This is a genomic window from Erythrobacter sp. S227, assembly GCF_057364925.1.
Genome location: NZ_CP200280.1, coordinates 1,532,056 through 1,555,219, shown reverse-complemented (window position 1 = coordinate 1,555,219; position 23,164 = coordinate 1,532,056). Strand labels below are relative to the sequence as shown.

21 protein-coding genes are annotated in these 23,164 nt (G+C 58.2%); 15 read left to right on the top strand and 6 right to left on the bottom strand.

Annotated features, from left to right (window positions below; translation table 11 throughout):
* Position 1: 1 nt before the first annotated feature.
* A complete protein-coding gene (locus tag AC0V6Q_RS07580; RefSeq protein ID WP_486167784.1) occupies positions 2–1,885 on the top strand; it encodes a hydantoinase B/oxoprolinase family protein in 1,884 nt (627 codons plus the stop codon).
* Positions 1,878–3,089: a CaiB/BaiF CoA transferase family protein gene (locus tag AC0V6Q_RS07575; protein ID WP_486167783.1), complete on the top strand. Its 1,212-nt coding sequence runs from the start codon at positions 1,878–1,880 to the stop codon at positions 3,087–3,089. Before AC0V6Q_RS07580 ends, AC0V6Q_RS07575 begins: the two co-directional genes overlap by 8 nt.
* Positions 3,090–3,119: 30 nt before the next feature.
* On the opposite strand, the gene AC0V6Q_RS07570 is transcribed toward AC0V6Q_RS07575, so the two are convergent.
* Positions 3,120–3,878 (bottom strand): DUF2490 domain-containing protein, encoded by a 759-nt coding sequence (locus AC0V6Q_RS07570; protein WP_486167782.1) that lies wholly within the window; start codon positions 3,876–3,878, stop codon positions 3,120–3,122.
* A 209-nt stretch (positions 3,879–4,087) separates the two neighbouring features.
* Between AC0V6Q_RS07570 and AC0V6Q_RS07565 the strand changes: the two genes are divergently transcribed.
* From AC0V6Q_RS07565 to AC0V6Q_RS07550, 4 genes are read left to right on the top strand one after another with little or no spacing between them, the layout of a single operon-like run.
* Positions 4,088–5,203: a sensor histidine kinase gene (locus AC0V6Q_RS07565; protein ID WP_486167781.1), complete on the top strand. Its 1,116-nt coding sequence runs from the start codon at positions 4,088–4,090 to the stop codon at positions 5,201–5,203.
* Between the two features lie 16 nt (positions 5,204–5,219).
* Positions 5,220–5,885 (top strand): response regulator, encoded by a 666-nt coding sequence (locus AC0V6Q_RS07560; RefSeq protein ID WP_486167780.1) that lies wholly within the window; start codon positions 5,220–5,222, stop codon positions 5,883–5,885.
* A gap of 7 nt (positions 5,886–5,892) precedes the next feature.
* The gene (locus tag AC0V6Q_RS07555) at positions 5,893–7,830 is read left to right on the top strand and encodes a sensor histidine kinase (RefSeq protein WP_486167779.1); all 1,938 of its coding nucleotides are present in this window, start codon (positions 5,893–5,895) and stop codon (positions 7,828–7,830) included.
* Positions 7,831–8,277, top strand: a complete 447-nt coding sequence (locus tag AC0V6Q_RS07550; protein WP_486167778.1) for a response regulator — start codon at positions 7,831–7,833, stop codon at positions 8,275–8,277.
* 8 nt (positions 8,278–8,285) lie between these two features.
* On the opposite strand, the gene eda is transcribed toward AC0V6Q_RS07550, so the two are convergent.
* Positions 8,286–8,921, bottom strand: coding sequence for a bifunctional 4-hydroxy-2-oxoglutarate aldolase/2-dehydro-3-deoxy-phosphogluconate aldolase (gene eda, locus AC0V6Q_RS07545; protein ID WP_486167777.1), 636 nt, complete (start codon positions 8,919–8,921; stop codon positions 8,286–8,288).
* 227 nt (positions 8,922–9,148) lie between these two features.
* On the opposite strand from eda, the gene AC0V6Q_RS07540 reads away from it, so the two are divergent.
* The 7 genes from AC0V6Q_RS07540 to AC0V6Q_RS07510 are packed head-to-tail and all read left to right on the top strand — an operon-like array spanning position 9,149 to position 18,071.
* Positions 9,149–10,144, top strand: coding sequence for an NAD-dependent epimerase/dehydratase family protein (locus AC0V6Q_RS07540; protein WP_486167776.1), 996 nt, complete (start codon positions 9,149–9,151; stop codon positions 10,142–10,144).
* An 8-nt stretch (positions 10,145–10,152) separates the two neighbouring features.
* Positions 10,153–10,998, top strand: coding sequence for a sugar phosphate isomerase/epimerase family protein (locus AC0V6Q_RS07535; RefSeq protein WP_486167775.1), 846 nt, complete (start codon positions 10,153–10,155; stop codon positions 10,996–10,998).
* Positions 10,991–12,040, top strand: coding sequence for a hypothetical protein (locus AC0V6Q_RS07530; protein ID WP_486167774.1), 1,050 nt, complete (start codon positions 10,991–10,993; stop codon positions 12,038–12,040). The genes AC0V6Q_RS07535 and AC0V6Q_RS07530 overlap by 8 nt, the downstream gene beginning before the upstream one ends.
* Positions 12,040–13,212 carry an FAD-dependent oxidoreductase gene (locus AC0V6Q_RS07525; RefSeq protein WP_486167773.1) on the top strand — a complete coding sequence of 391 codons (1,173 nt, stop codon included), beginning with the start codon at positions 12,040–12,042 and terminating at the stop codon, positions 13,210–13,212. The genes AC0V6Q_RS07530 and AC0V6Q_RS07525 overlap by 1 nt, the downstream gene beginning before the upstream one ends.
* Positions 13,205–15,295, top strand: a complete 2,091-nt coding sequence (locus tag AC0V6Q_RS07520) for a hypothetical protein (protein WP_486167772.1) — start codon at positions 13,205–13,207, stop codon at positions 15,293–15,295. The genes AC0V6Q_RS07525 and AC0V6Q_RS07520 overlap by 8 nt, the downstream gene beginning before the upstream one ends.
* Positions 15,292–15,693, top strand: a complete 402-nt coding sequence (locus AC0V6Q_RS07515) for a GtrA family protein (protein ID WP_486167771.1) — start codon at positions 15,292–15,294, stop codon at positions 15,691–15,693. The genes AC0V6Q_RS07520 and AC0V6Q_RS07515 overlap by 4 nt, the downstream gene beginning before the upstream one ends.
* Positions 15,690–18,071: a glycosyltransferase family 2 protein gene (locus AC0V6Q_RS07510; protein WP_486167770.1), complete on the top strand. Its 2,382-nt coding sequence runs from the start codon at positions 15,690–15,692 to the stop codon at positions 18,069–18,071. Before AC0V6Q_RS07515 ends, AC0V6Q_RS07510 begins: the two co-directional genes overlap by 4 nt.
* Before the next feature lie 3 nt (positions 18,072–18,074).
* Here the strand turns inward: AC0V6Q_RS07510 and AC0V6Q_RS07505 are convergent, their stop codons facing one another.
* The gene (locus AC0V6Q_RS07505) at positions 18,075–18,503 is read right to left on the bottom strand and encodes an ATP-binding protein (protein ID WP_486167769.1); all 429 of its coding nucleotides are present in this window, start codon (positions 18,501–18,503) and stop codon (positions 18,075–18,077) included.
* A 37-nt stretch (positions 18,504–18,540) separates the two neighbouring features.
* Here AC0V6Q_RS07505 and AC0V6Q_RS07500 point away from each other — a divergent pair, with 37 nt between their 5' ends.
* Positions 18,541–18,975, top strand: coding sequence for a FecR domain-containing protein (locus AC0V6Q_RS07500; protein ID WP_486167768.1), 435 nt, complete (start codon positions 18,541–18,543; stop codon positions 18,973–18,975).
* Positions 18,972–19,604, top strand: coding sequence for an OmpA family protein (locus AC0V6Q_RS07495; RefSeq protein ID WP_486167767.1), 633 nt, complete (start codon positions 18,972–18,974; stop codon positions 19,602–19,604). Before AC0V6Q_RS07500 ends, AC0V6Q_RS07495 begins: the two co-directional genes overlap by 4 nt.
* Here AC0V6Q_RS07495 and AC0V6Q_RS07490 read toward each other — a convergent pair.
* Genes AC0V6Q_RS07490 through AC0V6Q_RS07480 form a run of 3 tightly spaced genes read right to left on the bottom strand, consistent with a single transcriptional unit; the run spans position 19,601 to position 23,144 of the window.
* Positions 19,601–21,637, bottom strand: a complete 2,037-nt coding sequence (locus AC0V6Q_RS07490) for a CHASE2 domain-containing protein (RefSeq protein ID WP_486167766.1) — start codon at positions 21,635–21,637, stop codon at positions 19,601–19,603. The two genes, AC0V6Q_RS07495 and AC0V6Q_RS07490, sit on opposite strands and share 4 nt — an antisense overlap.
* Before the next feature lie 20 nt (positions 21,638–21,657).
* A complete protein-coding gene (locus AC0V6Q_RS07485) occupies positions 21,658–22,623 on the bottom strand; it encodes an MBL fold metallo-hydrolase (protein ID WP_486167765.1) in 966 nt (321 codons plus the stop codon).
* A gap of 20 nt (positions 22,624–22,643) precedes the next feature.
* The gene (locus tag AC0V6Q_RS07480) at positions 22,644–23,144 is read right to left on the bottom strand and encodes an STAS domain-containing protein (protein ID WP_486167764.1); all 501 of its coding nucleotides are present in this window, start codon (positions 23,142–23,144) and stop codon (positions 22,644–22,646) included.
* Between the last annotated feature and the right edge of the window lie 20 nt (positions 23,145–23,164).

Here is a 23,164-nt window from a genome sequence, read left to right as displayed (position 1 = left end):
GATGCCAGCACAAATCATCGAAACCAACACCACGCCCTTTAACAAGCTCGACCTTGATCCGGTGACGCTCGACATTATCGAGAATGCTCTGAGGAACGCCCGGATCGAGATGGATGCGACGCTTGTGCGCACCGCCATGAGCCCCGGTATTCGCGAGCAAGGCGATGCCTTCCCCTTGATCGCTGACACATCGGGCAAGATGATCGTCGGCCAGTTCGGGAGCTTTATCGGGGGTTTCCTCAAAAGCTTTGAGGGCACGATTGAGGACGGAGACATGATCTTCCTGTCCGACCCTTACAGTTGCGAAGGCGCGATCAGCCACTCGAACGACTGGCTTGTCATGCTGCCGGTGTTCAAGGACGGGCGCCTGATCGCCTACACCGCCATGTTTGGTCACCAGTCCGATATTGGCGGTATGGTGCCCGGCTCCATGCCGATCGAGGCGACCTCGATTTTCCAGGAAGGCGTGCGAATTCCGCCCGTTAAGATCTGGAAAAAAGGTGAATATAATGACGACCTGATGAAGCTCGTCATGCACCAAACGCGCAAACCCGATTGGTGTCAGGCTGACCTCAATGCTCTTATCGCCAGCTGCCGCGTGGCCTCCAACCGCCTTGTAGAAATGGCAGAGCGTTTTGGTGATGACGTGTACTACTCCGCTACGCAGGAACTGCTGGCGCGCAACCACCGCGCGATGAAGGCTCTGATCAGTCAGGCGATCCCAGAGGCCAAGGCGAGCTTTGAGGATTTCATCTGCGATGATGGCAAGGGCTATGGTCCCTATAAGATCAAATGCACCATGTGGCGCGATGGCGATAAGGTGATCTTGGACTTCGACGGCACCGACCCGCAGTCTGCTGCCTCGATCAATTTCTACCTCAACGAGAACATGTTCAAGATGTTCTTTGGCATCTACATGATCATGGTCTTCGACCCGCAGATTCTGTTCAACGACGGGTTCTATGACCTTATCGAGGTCCGCATTCCGGAAGGCTCGCTGCTCAAACCAAAGTTCCCCGCAGCATTGTCAGGGCGCACCCACGCATTGGGCCGGATTTTCGATATTCTTGGGGGCCTGCTCGGCCAAGGCACGCCGGAATTCCTGAACGCCGCTGGCTTCTCCTCTTCGCCGCACCTGTTCTATTCGGGCTGGGATAACCGCGAGGGCAAGAAGGCCGACTGGTTCCAGCTGTTCCAGATCGGCTTTGGCGGTATTCCGGGACGACCTCTGGGTGATGGGCCAGACGGACACTCGCTCTGGCCGGGCTTCACCAACGTACCTAATGAATTCCTCGAGCGGTATTTCCCACTTCGGATCGAACGGTATGAGACCGAGAAAGATAGCGGCGGCGCAGGGCTTCACCGGGGCGGCAATGGCATTCACATGACCTATCGCTTTCTCGCCGATGGCGCGATTGCGATCCACGATGACCGCTGGTTCGTGCCCCCATGGGGCGTCAACGGCGGCCATCCGGGCAAACGCGCGACCAAGCTGATCGAGCGGCTCGATGGCACCACCGAAATCGTCGGCAACAAGGTCGAAGATGTCGAGGTGAAAGCGGGCGAGCAATTGCACTTCATCACATGGGGCGGCGGAGGCTGGGGCGACCCGCTTGAGCGTAATCCTGAACTTGTCGCGCTAGAGGTCCGCCAAGGTCTCGTGACGCCAGAAGGCGCGCGCGACTATGGCGTGGTCATCGCGGATGATCACACAGTGGACGCCGCCGCAACCGACGCCCTGCGCACCGAGATGAAAGAGGGACGCGGCGAGCTTTCCCTCTTCGACTATGGGCCCGGCATCGAAACCCTTCGCGCACGTTGCGAGGAAGAAACCGGGCTAAAAGCCCCAATCCAACCCTCATGGGATGCGCAACGTCATGGGTAAGCCGCTCGACACCAATCTTGGCGCAGGCGCGCTTGCCGGCCTTCGCGTGGTCGAGATGGGCCAGCTTTTGGCGGGTCCATTCTGCGGCCAATTGCTCGGCGATATGGGCGCAGACGTGATCAAGTTGGAGCCGCCGGGAAAAGGCGATCCGATGCGCGTCTGGGGGCAGGGCGAGGAAAAGGTCCAGTGGGAAGTGATCGCGCGCAATAAGCGCTCTGTCACCTGCAATTTGCGCGTGCCTGAGGGGCAGGACATTGCCCGCCAGCTGATCGAAAAGGCCGATATTCTGATCGAGAATTTCAAGCCCGGAACGCTTGAGAAATGGGGCCTTGCGCCAGAGGAACTGCACAAACTCAACCCCGGTCTCATTATCGCGCGCATGTCGGGTTATGGCCAGACGGGACCATACTCCACGCGGGCCGGATTTGGCGGCATTGGCGAGGCGATGGGCGGTTGGCGCTACATCGTGGGCGAACCCGACCGCGCGCCTGCACGCATGGGCATTTCCATCGGCGATACGCTGTGCGCGACATATGGCACAATGGGCGTTCTCGCCGCGCTCCATCACCGTGAGAAAACTGGTGAGGGGCAGGTGATCGATACCGCCCTTTACGAAGCAGTCTTGCAAGTCATGGAAGGGCTGGTCCCCGAATATGACTATAACGGCTTTATCCGCGAGCGCTCCGGTTCAATCCTGCCCGGTATCGCGCCCAGCAATGTGTATTCATGCAGTGACGGCCCGTTCATGATCGGCGCTAACAATGACGCGATATTTTCGCGTCTGTGCGAAGCGATGGAGCGGCCGGAATTGGCGAGCGATGAGCGCTACGCCACCCATCTGGCGCGCGGGCAGAACCAGACCGAGCTTGATGATCTTATCAACGAATGGACTGCGACTTTGACAGTGGAGGAGCTCGACAATCTGATGATCAAGCATTCCATCCCCGCAGGCCGCGTTTATACCGCGAAGGACATGCTCGAAGACCCGCATTTCCAGGACCGCGAGGCCATTATCGAGGTGGAAACCGAAGGGCACGGCAAGCTGAAGATGCAAAACGCCTTCCCCCGTTTTTCCAAAACGCAAAGCGGGGTGCGCAGGACCGCGCCGGTCACGCCGGGTCAGCACAATCTGGAAGTGATGCGTGAGCTTTTGGGATGGGATGCCGAAGACATCGAGGAAAAGGCCGAGCGCGGGTTAATGTAACCCCCGCGCCCGGCCCTTTCGGGGTAAAGCCTAGAAATTCATAAAGATGTTTACATTGGCGACGTGATCCATCCGGTCCTCGCCATCGCGAAACACCGTCTGGTTAAGGTAGCCGGGCACCATTTCCACGCCATCGGCAATCGGCACCGAAACGCCGGCGAAATTACGCCATACGCTGAGGCCGCCGCGCTGAACCTGCGTGTCGTTGAGTTCAATAAACGGCTCGGTGTAGGCAACGAATTTGTTGCTCTCGGAAATCGGCACTTTCAGCTGTACGAAGTTGCGGAAACGCCACGAGGTGCCGCTGGTCTCTTCAAAAGTGCGTTGTTCAAGGCGGGTGCGCGAATCCAGTGTCACTCCGTCCCGGTCGATCAGGCGCACATTCAGTTCTTGATAGAAGCGGTGCTCGTTCAGCTCTGGCGGGCCAGCGGGATCGGTCAGGATATAGGCGTAACCACCGCCGAAATTGACCTTATCGGTGATGCGATAACCAACGAAAGAGCGCAGCAACAATTGTCCCAATCGGTCTGCGTCGTCGGTGAAACGTTCCTGCGCCTCGCCGCGGATGAACCAGTCGCTGTCTTCGCCAAGGTCGATGGTGATAAACTGGCCGGTCCAGATGTTGAAATCATCTTCGGTTGCCGCCGCAGGGGAAGCAAATGTCACCGCGCAGGCCGCGCCAATCGCGGCAAGAGTACCTGTGCGCATACCGTTGAGGCGGCGCGATGATTTCCTGGCTGTTTTGGAAGACGGGGTTTGAAAATCGGATTGTGTAACTGTGGTGTTCATCTGAATTCCCTGTAGGCGGTGCCCCCCTTTCATGGGAGGGTTGGGAGGATAAAAAGGAGGCACCGCTCCAGTTATACCGGTGCTTCGGGTAACGCCGGTTTGATCGGTCTATCCGTAGTGTTGCAGGCAAAAATCAGCCGGTTGGCACTCTTCCCGGCGTAGGCTGTCTGGCCTATGCACTTTTGTTTGACCGCTGTATGATGGAGTTCATGCAAGAACCGATTTCTGTCCTTCCCAGTGATGGCGAAACCATCGCCGAACTGCGCGAGTTATACCGCGCGGCGGAATCGCGTTCGGCCCGTCTAAGGCTGCTTTCCGTGTCCGCGCGCGAATTGGCCGAGGCAACCAGCATCTCGCTTGATACGGCGGTGGATCGCTGTGCCCAGAGGCTTGCCTTCTTTGTCGGGTGTCGCAGCGGCTCTGTTACGCGAAGGTTAGACGCGGCCCCAGGACAGGCCGTTGATGCAGGTGCCATTCCGATCAAGGCACCGGGCGGCGGCGGTGAGGCGATTGCCTGGCTTACAATTGACGGGCTCGAGGGGCTGGATGCGATCAGCGATCATGAGGACCGCGAGGTCTTGCGCATGGAACTTGATCTGATTGGTCTAACGATTGACCGTATCACAAAAGAGCGCGAGCGCGCCGGGCTGGTTGCAAAGCTTCAGGAGCGCGAGAGGACGCTTGGCTATCTTCTCGAGCAGATTTTCACAGCGCAAGAAGAAGAGCGCCGCCGGGTCAGCCATGAATTGCATGATGGCGTTGCGCAAACGGCGACCGCTTTGGTCCGGATCCTGGAAACTCCCGGCGCCGGAGGCGAAGGCGAGGGCAAAGACGCTATCAAGCCTGCCGAAGTGGCGCGTTCGCTCGTTTCGGAATTGCGGCGCGTGATTGCAGGCTTGCGCCCCACATTGCTGGACGATCTGGGGCTTGTTCCCGCGCTTCAGGCACTGGCGGAAAGCCTTGAGAAAGATGGATTCTCGGTCTCTCAAGTGTTCAGCCGTGGCCAGCTGCGTTTGTCGCCCGTTATTGAAACGGCGGTGTTCCGTGTGGCTCAGGAAGCTGTGACCAATATCCGCAAGCACGCAGGCGGACCATGCGATGTGACAATCCATGCCCTGTTTGATGCCGACCCGCTGGTTCTGAAAATTCACGACAATGGGGCAGGCCCGTCCGAGGCAACCCGCACGGCTGGCGGGATTAGCGGGAACAATGTTGGCATTGAAGTCATGAAAGAGCGTATGGCCGCGATTGGTGGCTCGCTTGAATGGGGCGCAGGGCCAGAGTGCGGCGTAATTGTCGAAGCGCGTTTCCCCGCTAACGTTTAATTCGCCGGAGCCTCTGATGCCATCTTCCGATACCCCGCCCAGCATTCTGATCGTGGACGATCACCAATTGGCGCGAGAGGGTCTGCGTGCGGTGCTTTCCGGCGACAATTTCGACGAGATTTACCTTGCCAGCACCGGTGAGGAAGCGATCGAGGTGGTGCGCGAGAAAGTGCCCGACATCGTCTTGATGGATGTGCGTTTGGGCGACGGGATTGACGGGCTGGAAGCCACGCGCCGCATTGCTGCACTCAAACTGCCGACCAGGGTCATCATGCTCACGCTGCACGATATGCCGGGCTATGTCCGGACCGCGCTTTCGGCAGGCGCTGCGGGTTATGTCCTGAAAGACACCGAAATCGGCGACCTTCGCAGCGCGATCGCTCAGGTGATGGATGGCCGCTCAGCTGTGCCGCTTGATCTGGTAAACGCTGCGATGAGTAGCGATGCGGAAATCAGCGTTTCGGGCGATCTTGCAAGCATTCTCACCGGGCGCGAACAGGAAGTTGTTGAACTTGTCGCTGAAGGCCTCACCAACAAGGAAATCGCCCGCAAGCTCGAAATCAGCCCTGCGACGGTGAAGGTCCATGTCGAACGCCTGATCGCCAAACTGGGGGTCGCTGACCGGACACAGGCGGCGGTGCTCGCGACCAAGCTCAAGTCTGCCAAAGACCTGCGCATTTGAGAGGGTTTTGATCAAGACCTCCCTTCGGATTTGGACGGACCGTCCGCTTGCCTTCAAGGGGTTGGTGGTTGTTGCCTTGCCTCTGGCTGTCCTGCTGGGGGCGCTTGTCTCGCTCTATCTGGCATCCAGCGCAGAAACCCGGGCAGAAGACGATGTGCGCCGCGCCTTCGCAATTCAGCGCGATGTCTATCAGGTCCACGCTCTCCTGGCCGAAGCGGCAGCAGGGGTGCGCGGATATGCGCTGACGCGCGAGGACCGGTTTCTTGCGCCCTATTACACGGCAGAGCAGGATTTGCCCGCAACGCTGAGCCGTCTGGACGAGGCGATCGAAGATGAAACGGTTCGCCCTCGTTTTATTGAGCTGTTGCAAGTGACGCAGGCAAAGCGCGACGGGCTTCGCACCACAATCGCTTTGACGCAAACGTCTCAGCAGCCAACCGCGCAAGAGATCGAGCGCGCATTGGTCGCAAACAAGCTTGCGCTTGATGCTGTGCGTGCGGAAATTGACAATATTCAACGGCTCGAAGGCATCGTCCTAGATCGCAGGCGAGGGCTGGTTGACGATGTGCGAACGCGCTTTCTGACGCTTACCGCAGTCAGTGCATTGGTCGGACTTCTGGGCAGTCTGGCAGCGGTTTATCTGTTCTCGACGGGGATCGTACGCCGCGTCAGCAAGCTTGAAGGCGATGCGGAATTGCTTGCGCGCGGGGAGCGATTGGAGACGCCGCCCGAAGAGGCAGACGAGCTAGGCCGCCTGGCTCAGCGGCTTGGCAGGGCAAGCGCCCTTTTGCGCAAGCGCGAGGATGATCTTCGCGCAAGTGAAGAGCGGTTCCGTCTGGTGATCGAACAGGTGCGGGATTACGGCATTTTTGCCCTCAATGAAGAGGGCATCGTGACCAGCTGGAACATGGGCGCAGAACGGATCAAGGGGTGGCGCACCGACGAAATCGTTGGGGAACATTTCAGCCGGTTTTATCCGCCCGAGACACGCGACTATCTGCCAAGCGACATGCTCGAACGTGCGCGCATCGAAGGCACCGCCGAAGACGAGGGCTGGCGCATTCGCAAGGATGGAACACAGTTCTGGGCCAACGTTGTGATTACGGCCCTTCGCGACGACAACGGAAATTTGCAAGGTTTCGCCAAAGTCACCCGCGACATGACGGAGCGCCGCCGCAGCGAAGAGGACTTGCGCCTCGCTCAGGAAGAGGCGGTGGCAGCAAACCTTGCAAAAAGCGAGTTCCTCTCACGCACAAGTCACGAGCTGCGCACCCCTCTGAATGCCATCCTCGGCTTTGGTCAGCTGCTTGAAATTGATGAAGAAGATTTCTCGAAACCGCACCGTGATGCAATCAACCAGATCACCAAAGCCGGGCGACATCTGCTTGCCCTGATCAATGACCTTCTCAACATTTCGAGCATCGAGGCAGGCGCGGAAGAGATCGAGATCGAGCCGGTCAATGTCGCGCAATTGCTGGAAGAAGTGCGCGCCTTTGCCGATCCGATTGTAAAGGCGGGGGGGCTGCGCTTCGATATCGACTTGCCAGCGGGCGACACGATTGTTCAGGCCGACAGGCGCCGCACCACGCAGGTCATCCTCAACCTTGTCAGCAATGCGGCAAAGTACAACACGCAAGGAACCTTCGTGCGACTTGGCGCGCAGGCGAAGGGCGAAGAGGTCACCATTTTTGTCGAGGATGACGGGCCCGGCGTCGATCCGGCCAATACCTCACGCTTGTTCACCGCATTCGACCGGCTTGGACAGCAAAATATATCGCATCGCGAGGGAACCGGGCTTGGTCTTGCGCTTTCAAAAAGCCTGGTGGAATCGATGGGCGGAAAAATCGATTACTCACCGCTCGACCCCGGAGCCCGTTTCTGGTTCACACTTTCGCACGGTCCCGTTTCATCAGACGCGCCGATTGCCGCAAAACAGGTCACATAAATGCCAGCCCAACTGATCGACCCGCAGGAAATACTTGCCCGCCGAATTCTGGTGATCGACGACGAAGAGGCCAACGTGCTGCTGCTGCGCAACCTGTTGCAGCGAGAGGGGTATCAGGACGTCCATTGCCTGACCCAGTCAACGAAGGCGCTTGCATCCTACATCGATCTTGAGCCTGACCTTGTTCTGCTTGATCTCATGATGCCCGAAGTCGACGGTTTTCAGCTGCTTGAGGCGTTTTCGCGCCATGATGCGGCCGATGAATTTCGCCCTGTTTTGGTGCTGACCGCTGACACCACCATTCAGGCGCGGCGCAAAGCGCTCTCCCTTGGGGCAAAGGATTTTGTCGCCAAACCCTTCGATGTGATCGAAGTGGGGCTCAGGATTTCCAATCTGCTTGAAACGCGCCTGCTTTATGAGCGGTTGCGTTCGTCCGCCGCCGACTAAGCGGCAGATTATCTGGCGAAGGCGGCCGCTTCGCTTGCGCGGCTTTTGATCTCGTCCAGATCAGCGCCCTCCGGCACGATCCAGCTGCCACCGACACACAGAACATTCTTCAATGCCAGCCATTCGGGCGCGGTTTTGGCAGAGATACCGCCGGTCGGGCAGAACAGACATTGGCCAAATGGGCCTGAGAGCGCTTTCAACGCAGGAATGCCGCCTGCCGCCATGGCGGGAAAGAATTTGAAATGGTTAAGGCCAAGGTCCAGCCCGCGCATAATGTCGCCTGCATTGGCGATACCGGGAAGGAAGGGAAGCCCGCTTGTAAGGGCCGCTTCGCCAAGGCTTTGGGTCAGGCCGGGTGAAACGATAAACTCGCTTCCGGCACCGCGCGCTTCTTCCAATTGGCGGGCGTTGGTTACGGTGCCTGCGCCAACAATTGCGCCGGGCACAAGGTTCATCCGCTTGATCGCTTCCAATGCGTCTGGTGTGCGAAGCGTCACCTCAAGCACTTTGAGACCGCCTTCGACCAGAGCCTCTGCCTGCTCGCGCGCTTTGCCGACGTCTTTTACCACCAGAACCGGGATCACGGGCGCGGCTTTCATCACGCGTTCGATTTCGCTTGGATCGTAACTTTGTGTGTCGCTCATTGGGTGTGCCCTTTGTCCCTCGCAATGTGTTGGCGGGTATAGATAAATCCCCCTGTTTTCGCGAGCGAAAATGGCAGGGCCGAATTCGTATTCAAATGGCTCACCGGTTGGGGTCACCGTTGGCCGGAGTTTGGCTGGCGTGATTAACAGAATTGATAGCAATCTGGGTTAGGTCCCGTGGTGAATTTTCCGTTCACTCAACCAAGGGCCTTTGCGCAAGCTATTCCATGACCAGGTCAGCATCAGCAACAGATGGCACATGCCTGCTCGGCGCGACCGGGTTTGTGGGGTCGGCATTGCTGCGCCAGACGCAGTTCGATACGCTCTGCAACAGCCGCAATATCGCCGATATCGAGGGCCGCGCGTTCTCGCATGTCGTATGCGCCGCAGCGCCAGGCTCGATGCTTGAGGCGAACACCGCGCCGGAGCGTGACCGCGCGTTAATGCACGGGTTGATGGAGCGTCTTTCCAAGATCGAGGCGAAGCGGTTTACGCTGATCTCGTCCATTGCAGTGCTTTCCGATTTTGCGGGACAGCACGTTGAAAGCACGCAGGATTTTCAAGAGACCCTCGCTTACGGACGCCACCGGCGCGAGCTTGAGGCGTTTGTGGAAAATCACTTTGAAAACAGCCTGATCGTCAGGCTTCCGGCTCTGTTCGGCAAAGGTCTTCGCAAGAATTTCATCTTCGACTTGCTCAATCCCGTGCCGTCGATGCTGACGAGGGACAGGTTGGAGGCTGTTTGCGGAGCGCTGTCTGGGGGCCTCGATGATTGGGTGCGAGAGCTTTATCGCGAAGACCCGGCAACGGGCATGGTGAAGCTTGACCGCGATGCTCTGAATGCCGATGCCCGGCGCGGTGCGCTGGAGAATGCGGTGGACGAGCTCGGGTTCTCCGCGACCCAGTTTCACAATCGTGAGACGACGTACCAATATTACGAGATTGACCGGCTGTGGCGCGATGTTGCCACCGCGACCCGGGCGGGACTTTCGCATCTCCACCTCGCCTCCGAACCTGTCGCAGCCAAGGTGATCCACAAACATGTGACCGGCCGCGATATGCCCGAAACCGGTGCGCGCCTCCACAAGGAGGATATGCATTCGGCGCACGGCGCATTGTGGGAGCGGGAAGGGCCCTATCTGTTTGGGGCTGAGGCCACTCTCGAGCGGCTTGGCGCATTCTTCGCAAGTGAAAAATCGCGGCAAGAACAGGTGCCGGCATGAGGTTGTCCATGTCGAATATTGCCTGGGCTCCCGAAGAGAGGCTGGACGCTTACGCCGCAATGGCACAGGCTGGCTTTACCGGCCTCGAGATCGCGCCGGGGCTTTTCTTCCATGGGGCCGATGATCCGTTCGTGCCCGGTGACCCGCAAGCGCGCGAAGCCTTGGCGGAAATGCACGATCACGGGCTTTCGCTGGTCTCGATGCAATCGCTTCTTTTCGGCGTGCAAGGCGCTGGTCTTTTCGACGGAGATGGCGCGCGCGCGGCACTCGTCAAAGGAATGGAGCGGGCGATTGATCTGGCGGGCCGCTTTGGCATTCCCAACCTCGTCTTCGGCACGCCCGCACAGCGCCGCGTTCCAGATGGCATGGAGATGGAGCGAGCAATCAGCGATGCTGCGCAAGTCTTCCGCGTTCTGGGCGATCGGGCGGTTCAAGCAGGCACCACCATAACCGTGGAACCCAATCCTGCGGCCTATGGAACAAACTTTCTGAACACGCTTGAAGAAGCTGCTGACTTTGTTGGTAAAGTCGACCATGGGGCGATCAGGATGATCCTTGATCTGGGCGCAATGCATATGAACGAGACGTTTGATGCGGTGCCCCGCCATATTGAAACTCTCGCCCCGATACTGGGCCATGTGCATGTGAGCGAGCCCGAGCTTGCACCTGCCCCTGCGGATGCAGCGGCCTTGGTGCCTGTTCTCGTTGGCTTAAAACAGCACGGCTATTCCAAGGCCGTCTCGATCGAGATGCGCCGTGATGAAAGCGGCTTGGACGCGGTCAAATCCTCTATCGCAGCGCTCGCCAATGCCGCGCTTGCAGCAGGGGTATATGGGGAGAAATCCCATGCATGAACCCGCAGCAAAGACCTTCACTAAACAACGCGAAGATACGGTTGTATCTGTCTGTTTTGCAACGCCTCCTGCGAATGAAAAGACATTCGAGACGATCCGCAATATCGCCGCGACCCTCGATGAAGTGTACCGTTTCCGCGAGATCATTCTCGTGGTCGAAGATCATCAGCGCGATGCCTTCCTGCCTCTGGTCGAAGAGGTCAGCGATGTGCGCCTGTTCGTGGTGCGCAAGGGCACGGAATATTACGAACGCCGCGTGATCGCAGCGGAAGAGGCGATAGGCGATCTGGTCCTCATCGCGCAGGAAGACGAGATCGCGCAAATGGATGTGCGCGCTTTCCTTGATCACGCGGAAAGCGAAAACGCCATCGCGCTCGCCAATTGCGGCAAGCGTCAACCGGTCAAATCGTTTCTAAGCTGGCCCTTTATCGCGCTGGGCAGGCTTGCGGGCTTTGCCGTTTACCCCAGCGATTTCCAGTCGATTGCTATGCCGCGAACGCTGCTCAACCACATCCTTGCCCATGACGAGCCGCGCCTCGCACTACGCTACCCCCCGCGCGATCCGCGCCTGCCTACATCGGCCTACAAAGCACCCAGCGAAGTCTCTTCAAGAGGCGCTTTCAAAGACATCGGGCGGCGTATGCAATTGCTGCAAACGCTGCTGGTTTATCTAACCCCGATCATCCTTTCTGTCGTGGCGATTTCCTCGACGATCCTGACGCTCGTCGGCTTTGCCTATGCGGCTTGGATCATTGGCGCTGTGCTGCTCGTCGATAGCCTCGCGCCCGGGTGGCTGACGACCAACACGATGCTTGCGGTGAGCGCGGTCTTTATGGGCGTATCGACCTTGGGACTGAGCCTTGGGTTGCAGCATTTGTTGCGCGTACAGGCCCGTGACAAGGGCGAGCGCGTATCCGAAGAAGTGAACCGCATCGACCTGTTCGGCAAAGTGGCGGTTGACCTCAATGTCGAGCTTGAGAGCGAGAATTGGGACCGCACCAAGGCCCCCTTTGCTCCTCATAAAAAGCGCGAAGATGGCTGATGGTCCGGCCGCTGCCTACCACATATGATTATGTCGTTATTGGCGGCGGTTTTTATGGCTGCTGCCTTGCGCTGTACCTACGCTCAATCTCCGACAAGGTATTGCTGGTGGAGGCATCGGACGCACTGATGACGCGCGCAAGCCGGGTGAATCAGGCGCGCGTGCACACCGGTTTCCACTATCCGCGCTCGGCAGTCACAGCGGTCAAATCCATGCTCTTGCATCGCAAATTCCTCGAAGATTTCCCCGAGGCAATCGTCGATGAATTCCAGATGCTTTACGCCATTGCGAAACGGCGATCCAAGGTAACGGCCAAGAAATTCCACCGCATGTTTGGCGATATGGGCGCGCCGATTGAGGTCGCTTCGCCCAATGACCGCGCGCTGTTCAATGACGATATGGTGGAGCAGGTTTTCGCCTGCTTTGAAACGGCGTTCGACTATTCCGTGCTCGCGGGCCAGATGGCAAAGCGGCTTGATGCAGCGGGCATTGAACTGCGCTTGTCGACCAAGGTTGAGGCCCTTGAGGCGCGCCGTGATGGTGTTGTCGTGGGGCTTGGCGATGGCAGCGAAGTCACCGCCCGCTATGCTTTCAACATCACCTATGCTCAGATCAACAAGGTGCTTGAAACGGCAAACCTGCCCAAAGCGCGGTTGAAATATGAGGTCGCAGAGCTTGCCCTGATCGAGCCACCTGCCGAGCTTCAGACGCGCGGGATTACCGTTATGGACGGCCCGTTTTTCTCGACCATGCCATACCCGTCCGCCTCGCTCTATTCGCTCACCCATGTGCGTTACACGCCGCATGAAAGCTGGAGCGATGAAGCAGGGCCCGGAGATTCAAGCGTGAGCGATCCTTACCGCCATTTCGCAGAGCGGCAGTACGAAACGCGCTATGCCTTTATGCTCCGCGATGCCCAGCGGTATCTGCCGTGTTTGGGGGAATCGACCTATCATCGCTCGATCTACGATGTGAAAACGGTTCTGGTGAAGAACGAGCAGGATGACGGTCGCCCGATCCTTTACCACCAATCGCCGGGCGCAGGCCGAGTAATCTCCATCCTAGGCGGCAAGATCGACAATATTTACGACCTGTTCGAGGCGGTGAAAAGCACAGCTCCCGAGTTTGGAAAGCTGCATTCGGGCTATGTGCTGGGGGCGCAATATGCCTGAGGTGTCTGGGCTCCGGGGCCCGCTCGCTTCTTTCACAAAGGAGCGGCGCGGATGGCTGTTTCTCGCAGGTCTGGGTTTCGTGCTGGTCGCCTTGCGGGGGGCGACGCTGCTTTTCGACCACAGCCTCCATTCCATCGACGGTGCGATGCAAACATGGTTTGCGGCGGACAATTTTGCCGACGGGGCAAAGCTGGGGGAGGGGTTCCAATCCTATCTCGGGATCACAATGATCCTGGCGCTTTTGCCGGGGTTTATCGCCTTTGGTGAAACGCTGTGGGCCTCCACTTTTTCAGCCTATGCAATGGTGATGGCGGGGTGTTTTGCGGGCGCCTATGCGATCATCTGGATGCTGCGGCCGGTCCCGCAAAAGCAGCGGTGGCTTTGGGCCATACTGCTGATTTTTGTGTTTTATTATGCAGGGACAATGGTGGCGCGGGCGATTGGCCTTCCCTATCCTGCGACCTTTGATCCGGGCGTATCGCTTCGGCCCTTGCGCGGGGCGTTGCCGTTCTTTGTGTTGCCGGTGTTCGTCTGGGCTGTGCGCAGCATTCAATCGACACGGCGCGTGCGCGCTGTCTTTGCATTCGGGCTTGCAGCAGGGCTTGGCCTGTTGTGGTCAAACGATGCTGGCATTCCATTGGTTATCGCGAGCTGTATCGGCCTTTGCGCGGCGCTTTTTCGCGAGGCATGGCTTCTCGCAAAATCGCTTGTTCTCTTCGCTGTGGGCGTAGTTTTATCCGCCGGTGCGGTGCTTTTCCTGGTCACGCATGGAGATCCGTCGGGCTGGCTCCAATACAATTTCGTCGATGTGCCGAGCGACCAATATTGGTATTTCGCCCCGTGGAACCGCGAGGCGCGGGTGTTGGGCATCACCGATCTGCCCGGCATCTTTATGCAAGGGCAATTGCTCTCGACGCTAAGCCTGATCGTTCTCACCCTCAGCGTGATAATCGCAGGCGTAAGGCGGATTATGGGACGCGGGTCGCTCTTGCGGACAAGCGCCTTTATCTATGTGGGCGCGAGCATCGTTGGCACCGCTTTGATCCCGCAAATCGGCGGTCATATCGGCGCAGAATATAATGCGATCACCTTTGTCCTTGGCATATGTGCGCCGCTTATCGTGTTTCAGGATGCGCTGTTTGCCCGCGCGAAGCCTGCGATACGCGCGCTACCAAAGCTAGGAGTTCCTGTGGCCGCCGGCGTCGCAGCGACCGCGATGCTTGCCCTTGATGCAGGCCATTTGGTGCAGGCCACCCAACAGACCGACCGCACGGTTTATGCTGATAACTTGGGCTTTTACGTCACGCCGCAAACGGCCGAAGACCTGGCCGCGATGGAGCGGTTTTCCAATGTTCTCGAAGCCCGCGGCTTTCCCGAAAACGAACGCCTTTTGTCGGTTTACACCTCGGCGCTCGATATTGCGGCGGGCACAAAAAGCCCCGCGCCTGTCGGTTCGCTCATCCACGCCTTGGGTGAGCAAAACCGCATCAATTATGTCGAGGCGCTGACCGGAAAAGCGGTGGCAGCGACCACGATCGCGCCTGACTACACCGGCTGGGCGGGATGGAACGAGAGGGCCAATTGGTCCTTCTTTAGAAACTTGCGCGATCTTTATCGCCCTGTTGCCCGCAATGATCAGCATGTCTTGTGGGTGCGTTCAGGCGATGTATCCCGCCCGCAAGAGGGGCGCTGCGAAATCACCGATTGGAGTTTTGCGCGGCTGGAAATGGTCATTACCAGCCCTGTTTCCGGTATTGCATCGGTCTATTTCGAACGCGAAGGCTTTGACGCACAAGCGCGCACCGCCCTGCTTACCGTTACCGAAGATTCGCCATTTACACGCTCGGTCAAAGAGCCGCAGTGGAGCGATTTTCCCCGCTATGGCATCGCCAACGCGCGCATTACCGAAGTGTCCGCCCCCGTCGAAACCGGAGAGGAAACGCGCCTTTCGTTTGAAGTGCTGGACGGATCATCCATCGGCTGGGGCGAGTGCTTTGTGCGCATTTACGAGCCTGTCGATTATGCAGCTTTGCCAAGCCTTTCAGACGGTATCGACCGCTTGATCGAGGAGGCGGGGCAATGAGCGAGATGCTGCGCTTTTTCACTGTCACCGTGCTTGGCGTGGTGCTTGATATTGGTATCGCTTACGGCCTTCACGAGCTTGGCGGCGTGCCCTTGGCGTGGGCGGCTGTCATCGGTTTTGTTTGCGCGGCGAGCGCGAATTATGTGCTGCACCAACTGTGGAGTTTTCAGGAGGGCACGCGCCAATTGTCTCTCGCAAGGGCGGGCAAATATGCAGGGGTCGCAGGTATAACGCTCGCAGCGCGTGTGGCCGTTGTCGCGGTTCTCGCCAATTGGACGGGCGGCGGATATGCGCTCCTTATCCTCATCTGCGGGGCGGGGGTGTCGTTCTTCGTCAACTTCACCTTGAGCAAGTTCTTTGTCTTCGCAGCGCAGCCATCGCAAGAGGGTGCATCATGACGGCTGCGGTCACCTTTGACGACACAGGTTGGGAAGTGCCCTCCCACGAGGCCGCGACCTATGCCGAAAAGGCGCACAAATACGCGCTTGTGATCCCCGTCATAAACGAAGGTGAGCGTATTCGGGGCCAGCTTAGCCGCATCAAAGACGCCAGCCTTCCGGTTGATGTAATCATTGCCGATGGCGGTTCATCGGACGGTTCACTCGACGCGGATTTTGTGGGACCCATTGGTGTGCGCGGCGTCCTGACCAAGACCGGGCCGGGCAAGCTCAGCGCGCAACTTCGCATGGCCTACGCATGGTGCCTGCGCGAAGGGTATGAGGGTATTGTCACCATTGATGGCAATGGCAAGGACGGGGTGGAGGCGGTCGCCGATTTCGTCGCCAAGCTCGATCAGGGCTGCGACTATGTTCAGGGATCGCGTTATCTTCCCGGTGGCGAGGCAGAGAACACACCGTTTGAGCGCACAATCGCCAACCGGTTGATCCATGCGCCTGTCTTGAGCCTCGCTGGAAGGCACTTTTTCACCGACACCACCAACGGTTTCAGAGCCTATTCCGCACACTATTTGACCCACCCGCAAGTTCGCCCGTTTCGCGGCGAATTCGAGGTTTACAACCTCCTTTTCTACCTCACGGTGCGGGCGGGGCAGCTGGGCCTGAAGGTCGATCATGTGCCGGTCATCCGCCGCTATCCTGAAAGCGGCAAGGTCCCCACCAAAATCGGCGGCTTTGCCTCCAAACTGGCGCTGCTTGGCGAGACGGTGACCGCTGCGACCGGCGGATACACGCCCGATAGCGCATCGAAGCCGGTATCCTCGCTCGGCTGGCCCGCACTGATCGCAGCGCTGGTGCTTTTGCCGCTCTTGCTCAGCGTGATTGCTGCGCCTGATTACTCGCCCGACAGTTGGGCTTTGTATGAACTTGGCAAGACGGTTTTTGCCGACTTCTACCGCTTCAGCCATTTTCGCAGCTTTACCAGCGCGTCCGAATATTCGAGCGCGTTTGCGCCGCTTTGGCCAAGCCTTATCGCACTGGTCGATGGCGCATTGGGGACAGGCGCGCGCACGGGGCTCTATCTCGCTTTTGCGAGCTATTTCGCATTCGCTTTGGTATCGGAACAGATCGGCCGAAAACTGACCGGTGCGCGCTGGATCGGGCTTGCGATGGCTCTGGTCCTTTTGCTTGGCCCCAATATGGTTTGGGACGAGATCGAGGCAGGGCGCACGATACCTTTTCAGCTTCTGCTGTATGCTCTGGTCTTGAGGGGCCTGATGGCGTGCGACGAGATGAGTCTGTTGCGGGCAGCGGGCATCGGGCTTGTCGCAGGTCTCGCGCTTATGAACCGCTTTGATGCAGCGCTTTTGCCGGTTCTTGTGGCTCTTTTGATCCTGTGGGCAACGCGCAGTCCTTCACGAATGTTCGCAGCCCTCGTAGCGTCCATTGTCGCCATATCTCCATGGATCGCATACTCGCTCACGACCTTTGGTACGGTGTTCGCGACAGACAATTCATCCGTCGCAACAACGCTCGATGCCAAGGCTTTTGTGACCGACTGGTGGCCGGAGCCACAGCCCGATTGGTCCGATGACCCTGCCGCGTGGCTCTACAAAGTCCTTGGCCATATGGGTCAGTGGTTGGTCAACGGTGTCTCGCTCGTATTCACCCCGCTGGGTGCGGTGTTTGGTCTCGCGGTGGCAAGCGTCGGCGCAATACAGGCCTTGTGCAGCAAAGCGCCCGTTTCGCCAGCCAGGGAAGCCCGCGTAGGCACAAAGACCTCGGAGCAATTCCGGTTGCTGATCCTCTTCGTGCTTGCCCTTGTGTGCATGATGGTGCCGCAGATCGTGACCGGCTATCTGGAATATCGCTATTACTCCGCGCTTTTCTGGGCAGTGTTTCTGGGGCTTGCCTCTTGGCAAATTGCCTTTGGTCGAACAGAGGCCCAGCGCCAGTTTTTTGCCAATTGCTTTGCCGGTATCGCCGCGCTCGGGATCGCAGGGTTTGTGGTCTTGCAAGTCACCGGTTCGATTTCAGCGCAGACTTCGGCCGAGGCCAAGTGGGAGGAATTCGACGCGCCCGGCGACATTGCCGCTTTGAAGAAATGCCTTGGCGAAAAGAGCGATGCGCGCGTCTTGGTCACGGGCGACGATGCATTTGCGGCCAAAGCAGGCGCGCTTGCGTCCCTTCGCACCATGATGGAGCCGCGCAATATGGCCGAGGGGCGTCTGGACGAGAGTGGCCGGGCTCAATTCCTCAAGGAGTGGGATGTGAAATTCGTCCTCATTCGCGGTGAGCAAGGCGCGGCTGCGTCATCGGGTTTCCCGGGCTTTGAGCCAGTCCCGGCCTGTCGTGAGCGTTTGTTGAAACGGGTGCGCTAGGGATTAGCCCGCCAATCCCTGACGCAAAGTCAGCTTCAGCGTGTTGAACCCTGCCTCGCGCGAGTGCACGCCATCTTCGCCCCATGCATTGACGATGGCAAGCCCGATCCCGCCTCCGGTTGTTGGATCAGGGCCAGCGACAGGCGGCGCGGCCAGCGGATCAAATGCCGGGCCATCATCGACCATCTCAAGGGTAATCGCCTCTTCCCCACCTTCAAGGACCAGCAGCAGGGCAAGGTCTTGCGATTTCCCGCCATGGCGCAGCGCGTTTGCGACAAGCTCCTCAACCAGAATGACCAGTTTGATTTTCAGGCGCGGTTCGTAGTCGCGCCCTTCCAGAAAATTGCGAGCAAATTGGAGGGAGTGCGCGATTGCAGGCGCGCAATTGCTATCTTTTGTAACAAACGCGGAAAATCGTCTCCATTGCCCCATATTTGTATGCTAACACAGCTTGAACGGGGGAGGATATATGCGAAATCTAATTTTACTTCTGACCGCAATTTTTGCGATTGCCGCGCACCCTGCGGCTGCGCAAGAGATCGGTCGGATCAAGAATGTGACGCAAGGCGGCATCGAAGTCGTGCGCGACGGCAGCAAGCTTAAAGGCACATCGGGATTTCGTCTGCGCGAGGGCGACATTGTCGTGACCCGCGCAGGCCAAAGAGCAGGTATCACCTTTGTCGACAATACGCGCATGGTGATCGCGCCGAAGAGCCGGATGATCATCTCGCGCTATCGTTTTGACCGCGCACGGCGCACCGGCGAATCCCGGATGCAGATCGATCGCGGCGCTGTGGGTGTTGATTCTGGAGAATTGGCGCGTTCTGGCCGGATGAAATTCAGAACGCCGACTTCGACGCTGGGTGTTCGGGGGACCACTTTTGTGATCGAGGTGGATGAATGATGCGCCCTTCTTTCGCAATTTTCGCATGTGCCAGCGCTCTCGCATTGGCGGGGTGCTCGGTCTCTAAAGAGCGCGTGACGCTGCTTTCTCCTGCACAAGATGGCAAGGATATCGGCGGCGTCGTCATCGAATATGATGATGGCCGCGAAGCCTATCTTGGCTTCAACAGCCAGCAGGCAAAGCTCAGAGGTGAAAAGGTCCCCTACCTCGTCAGGCAATATGACGAGGGCGATCCCTATTACTCTGATCTGGCGACCGATCTCCCGAAGGAAGCCGTGCGCGAGTATTTCTACTTTGCTCTTGGTGAAAACAAACTTTCCCCGTCAGAATTGGACCGGTTGCAGGCGTTCCTGAATGAGAACATTCAAAACCGCCCCGGGCTTTCGATCGAGATTGCCGCTCACACGGATGTGTCAGGCGGCGAGACATTGAACACTGAACTGGCGATCAAGCGAGCGGCCGAAGTGCGAGCGCAGGTCGATGAAAGGATCAATGCTGGCCAGATCGACGTAAGCAAGGAAGACATTGAAGAGCTTCCCGGATCGTTGTGGTGGGCACAATCGATCCTCGATTCAGGTCAGGAATATGTGGCTCGCGATTACCGCGTCGCCGTGGTGACTATCCGCTAATCACCTGTGTCATTGCCCAAGTAACGCAGGGCGAGAATTGTCAGATCATCGGCGGGGTCCGTGCCGCGTTCAAATGCACGGACCTTGCTGGCGATTGCCTTGGCCTGGTCAGACGCAGATTTTCCGCTGCCAGAGCCAAGCGCATCCATCACCCGCGCCAATCCAAAACGGTCTTCTTTGATGTTCATGGCATCGGTCGCGCCATCGGTGATAATCACCAGAGTTTCGCCCGCCTGAAGCTGGATCGTCTCGACGCTGTAGGGGAAATCATCAAGGGTGCGAAGTCGCAGGCCCCCGCGCATTTTGACGGCTTCGACACTGCCATCGGTTTTGACCAGCATGGGGTCTTCATGCCCCGCATTGACCATCTCGATTTGGCCGGTCGAACAATCAATGACGCCCACCAACATGGTAAGGTCCATCTCTTCGTCTTCTTCGGCCATGAGGTCGGCGTTGACCTGACGAACGGCCGCCTCAAGATCGCCGCTTGATCGCAGGAGGTTGTTCTTCGACACAGATTTCGACAGCGCCATGAATAAGGCCGCGCGAAGGCCTTTACCGCTTACGTCACCCACGAGAAATGCGAGCCGGTTGCCTTCCAATTCCATCGCGTCGTAAAAATCGCCGCCAACCGATTTGGCAGGCTCCAGCACTGCGCCGATTTCTGTGCGCGTACCAAGCTTTGCAAGCCTAGCGGCGCTTGGCACCATGGTCAGTTGAAGCTTGCGCGCGCTTTCGTTTTCTTTCTCCTGCTCGGCGGTGACTATGCGTTTCTCGACCAGTTCGGCGAACGTTAGCGCATAGCGCACCAGCACCAGAGCAATCCCTGCACAAAGGGCGATGATAAGCGGACGCGCAGGGTCGATCAGCAAGCCTGCGCTGTCATAGGCGACGAAGGATCCGACGGGCAGGGCCGCTGCGAGCGCGCCTGCTGGCACAAACAGCCATTTTGCAAGGCCAAGCCCCGCGGCCAAAAGCATGGCGACGAGGGCAAAGGCAAATGCGAATTCCAGCTCCTGAGCCCAGCCAGGACGCGACAGCCAGTGTCCGTTCAAAATCGCATCGACGGCCTGTGCCTGTACCAAAGTGCCCTGCATTTCGCTCGCGACGGGCGTTGCGACAATGTCCGTTGTGCCCGTTGCGCCAAAGCCGACGATGACGGCCTTGCCTTGCATTTCTTCAACGTTGAACTTGCCGTTCAATACATCGAGCGCGGTGATGACATTTGCGTCCCACTCAGGTGTCATCTTGAACTCAAGGTTCGCAGATGTGTCAGAAGGGATGATTGTCTCGCCAAGCTTGAGACCATCTTCGGTCCACTCAGGCGTATCGCTCCCGCTTGTCATACCAGCGATCTGCAGGGCAAATCCGGCGATTGTCGTCTCGCCCGCGATGATCGAGAGGGGAACTCTGCGAACTATACCATCTGCATCGGGCGGGCCATCGATCACCCCTCTTGCAGGCGCGGCGTCGTCGAAGAGCTTTATGCTTGTGAGCAGATAGTCAGCCTTCGCAATACCTTCTGGCGGCTGGCCTTCGATGCTTTCAAAGGTGAGCCCGCCTAGGCCGCGTTTCGCATCAGTGGTGGTCACACGGGCAAGGACGGTTGGCGCTTCTTCGATAACACTGGCGAGATATTGATCACCGCCCGGCAATTCGAGCACTCTGTCACGCGTTGCAGGCGCCAATGCATCCTCGTTGTAAAGCGCGAGGAAATTTTCAGGGTCCAGCCGGTCTGGCTCTACAAAGAAGATGTCGATGCCAATCGCGGCAGGCTGAGCAATGGCGATGTTTTCGATGAGGGCCGCCACATCGGTGCGTCGCCACGGCCATTGGCCTTTGGCCTCGACGCTGGCATCATCGATCATCACGACGACAACATCGTCGCTTGCCGCATCGCGCGGGGCCCATTGTTGCCAGTTGTCAAACACAAGGCGGCGCTGAAACTCTGCGCCAAACACGCTTATCAGAACGCCGACAAGAGCGCCCGCAAGGACCGCAGCGGTGATCGTTCTTTTGGTTTTTGGTCGCATAAACCTATCGCGCTTGGCTCTTAAAGCTCAACGCAAAACCCGTCATAGGAACACAATACTTCCAATGGCTCGCCTTCGCGCACCAGCTCTTCATAGCGCACGGTTTCCGCGTGCATCCGGCTGATATCGGCATCGGAATAGGTGGGCTCATGATGGAACAGGGCAAGGCGTTTGGCCTTTGCCTGATGGCAGAGATCGACTGCGACAATGTTGGAGGAATGGCCCCAGTCTTCCTTCATCGAAACGCTATCGGCGAGGGAATACATGGTGTCGGCAATGACCAGATCCGCGCCCGACATGAAATCGGCCATGTCGTCTTCTTCGTCCATCTTGTCGATCTTGTATTCGGCATCGGTGGAATAGACCGCGCTGCGGCCCTTTTCGTCGGTAAAGCGATAGCCATAGCTGTCATGGCTGTGTTCCTGACGGGTCAAAGCGACGGTCAGCTCACCGATCTGGTATTGTTTGCCGGTTTCCAAGGTGCGGAATTCGATATCGGCTTTGAGCCAGTCAAAAGGGACGGGAAAGGAGATTTCCTCTTGCTGGCGGCGCAATGCCGTTTCGGCGTCGGTATGCCCTGCGTGAATAATGACCTTTGCGCCTTCCACGAACGCGGGCACAAAAAACGGGAAGCCCATGATGTGGTCCCAGTGGAGGTGCGACAGGAAGAAATGCCATTCCTTGGGGCGGTGCCCGTCTGACAAGCGCCTTAGCGTATCAAGCCCAAGCTCGCGCAGTCCCGATCCCATGTCGCAGATAACAAACGCGCCTTCGCCCACGTCGATTTCGACGCAGCTTGTCGCGCCGCCATATCCCTGGCCCACTGCAAATTCGAGTTCATTATTGGCAAAATCGAGGGCGGCCTGTTTGTCGGAAAAGGTCCTGCCATTGGCATGGATCAGCGCGTCGGCCACCTTGTCAGCAATAGCCGCCGCCTTCGGCGCAACCGGCAGCGAGCCGCGCGTTCCCCAAAACCGGACCTGCATATTCCCCCCTAACTTTTGCGCTAATTCCCGCTCTGATCCTCGCCCTGAGCCTTCGTCGCGTCCTCAATCGTATCAGCCACCCTGAAGACCATATCATAACGGCTAATGGCCAGAATCTCGCGCATCGTATCATTCGGGCGGGCCAGTACAATGGTGGTGCCGCTTTCATTGGCTGCACGCTGCGCCAGGGTCAGGCCGCGCAGACCGCGCGATGACATATATTCGATGCCGGACAAGTCGATGATCGCGGTTTCCAGCTCAGTCCCGACCGCATCCACAAGGTATTCTTTGAACGCATCTGCGCTGGTTTCATCAACGCGACCGCTGGGGGAAAGCACCAGAGCGCTTCCCAATTCCTTGCTTGTCCATTGCAACACATCAGCCGACATTTGCTTTGCATAGCGTGAGTTAACGCAGATGCCAAACGATCTGCCCGCAATTGGCGGTGTCGCCATGACGGGCGGAAGCGGGTTCCGGTCGTATGCGCCAAGAATGGGCGCGATTTGCGCAAGATTGTTCATAAGCGGCCTGATTGGTTTTC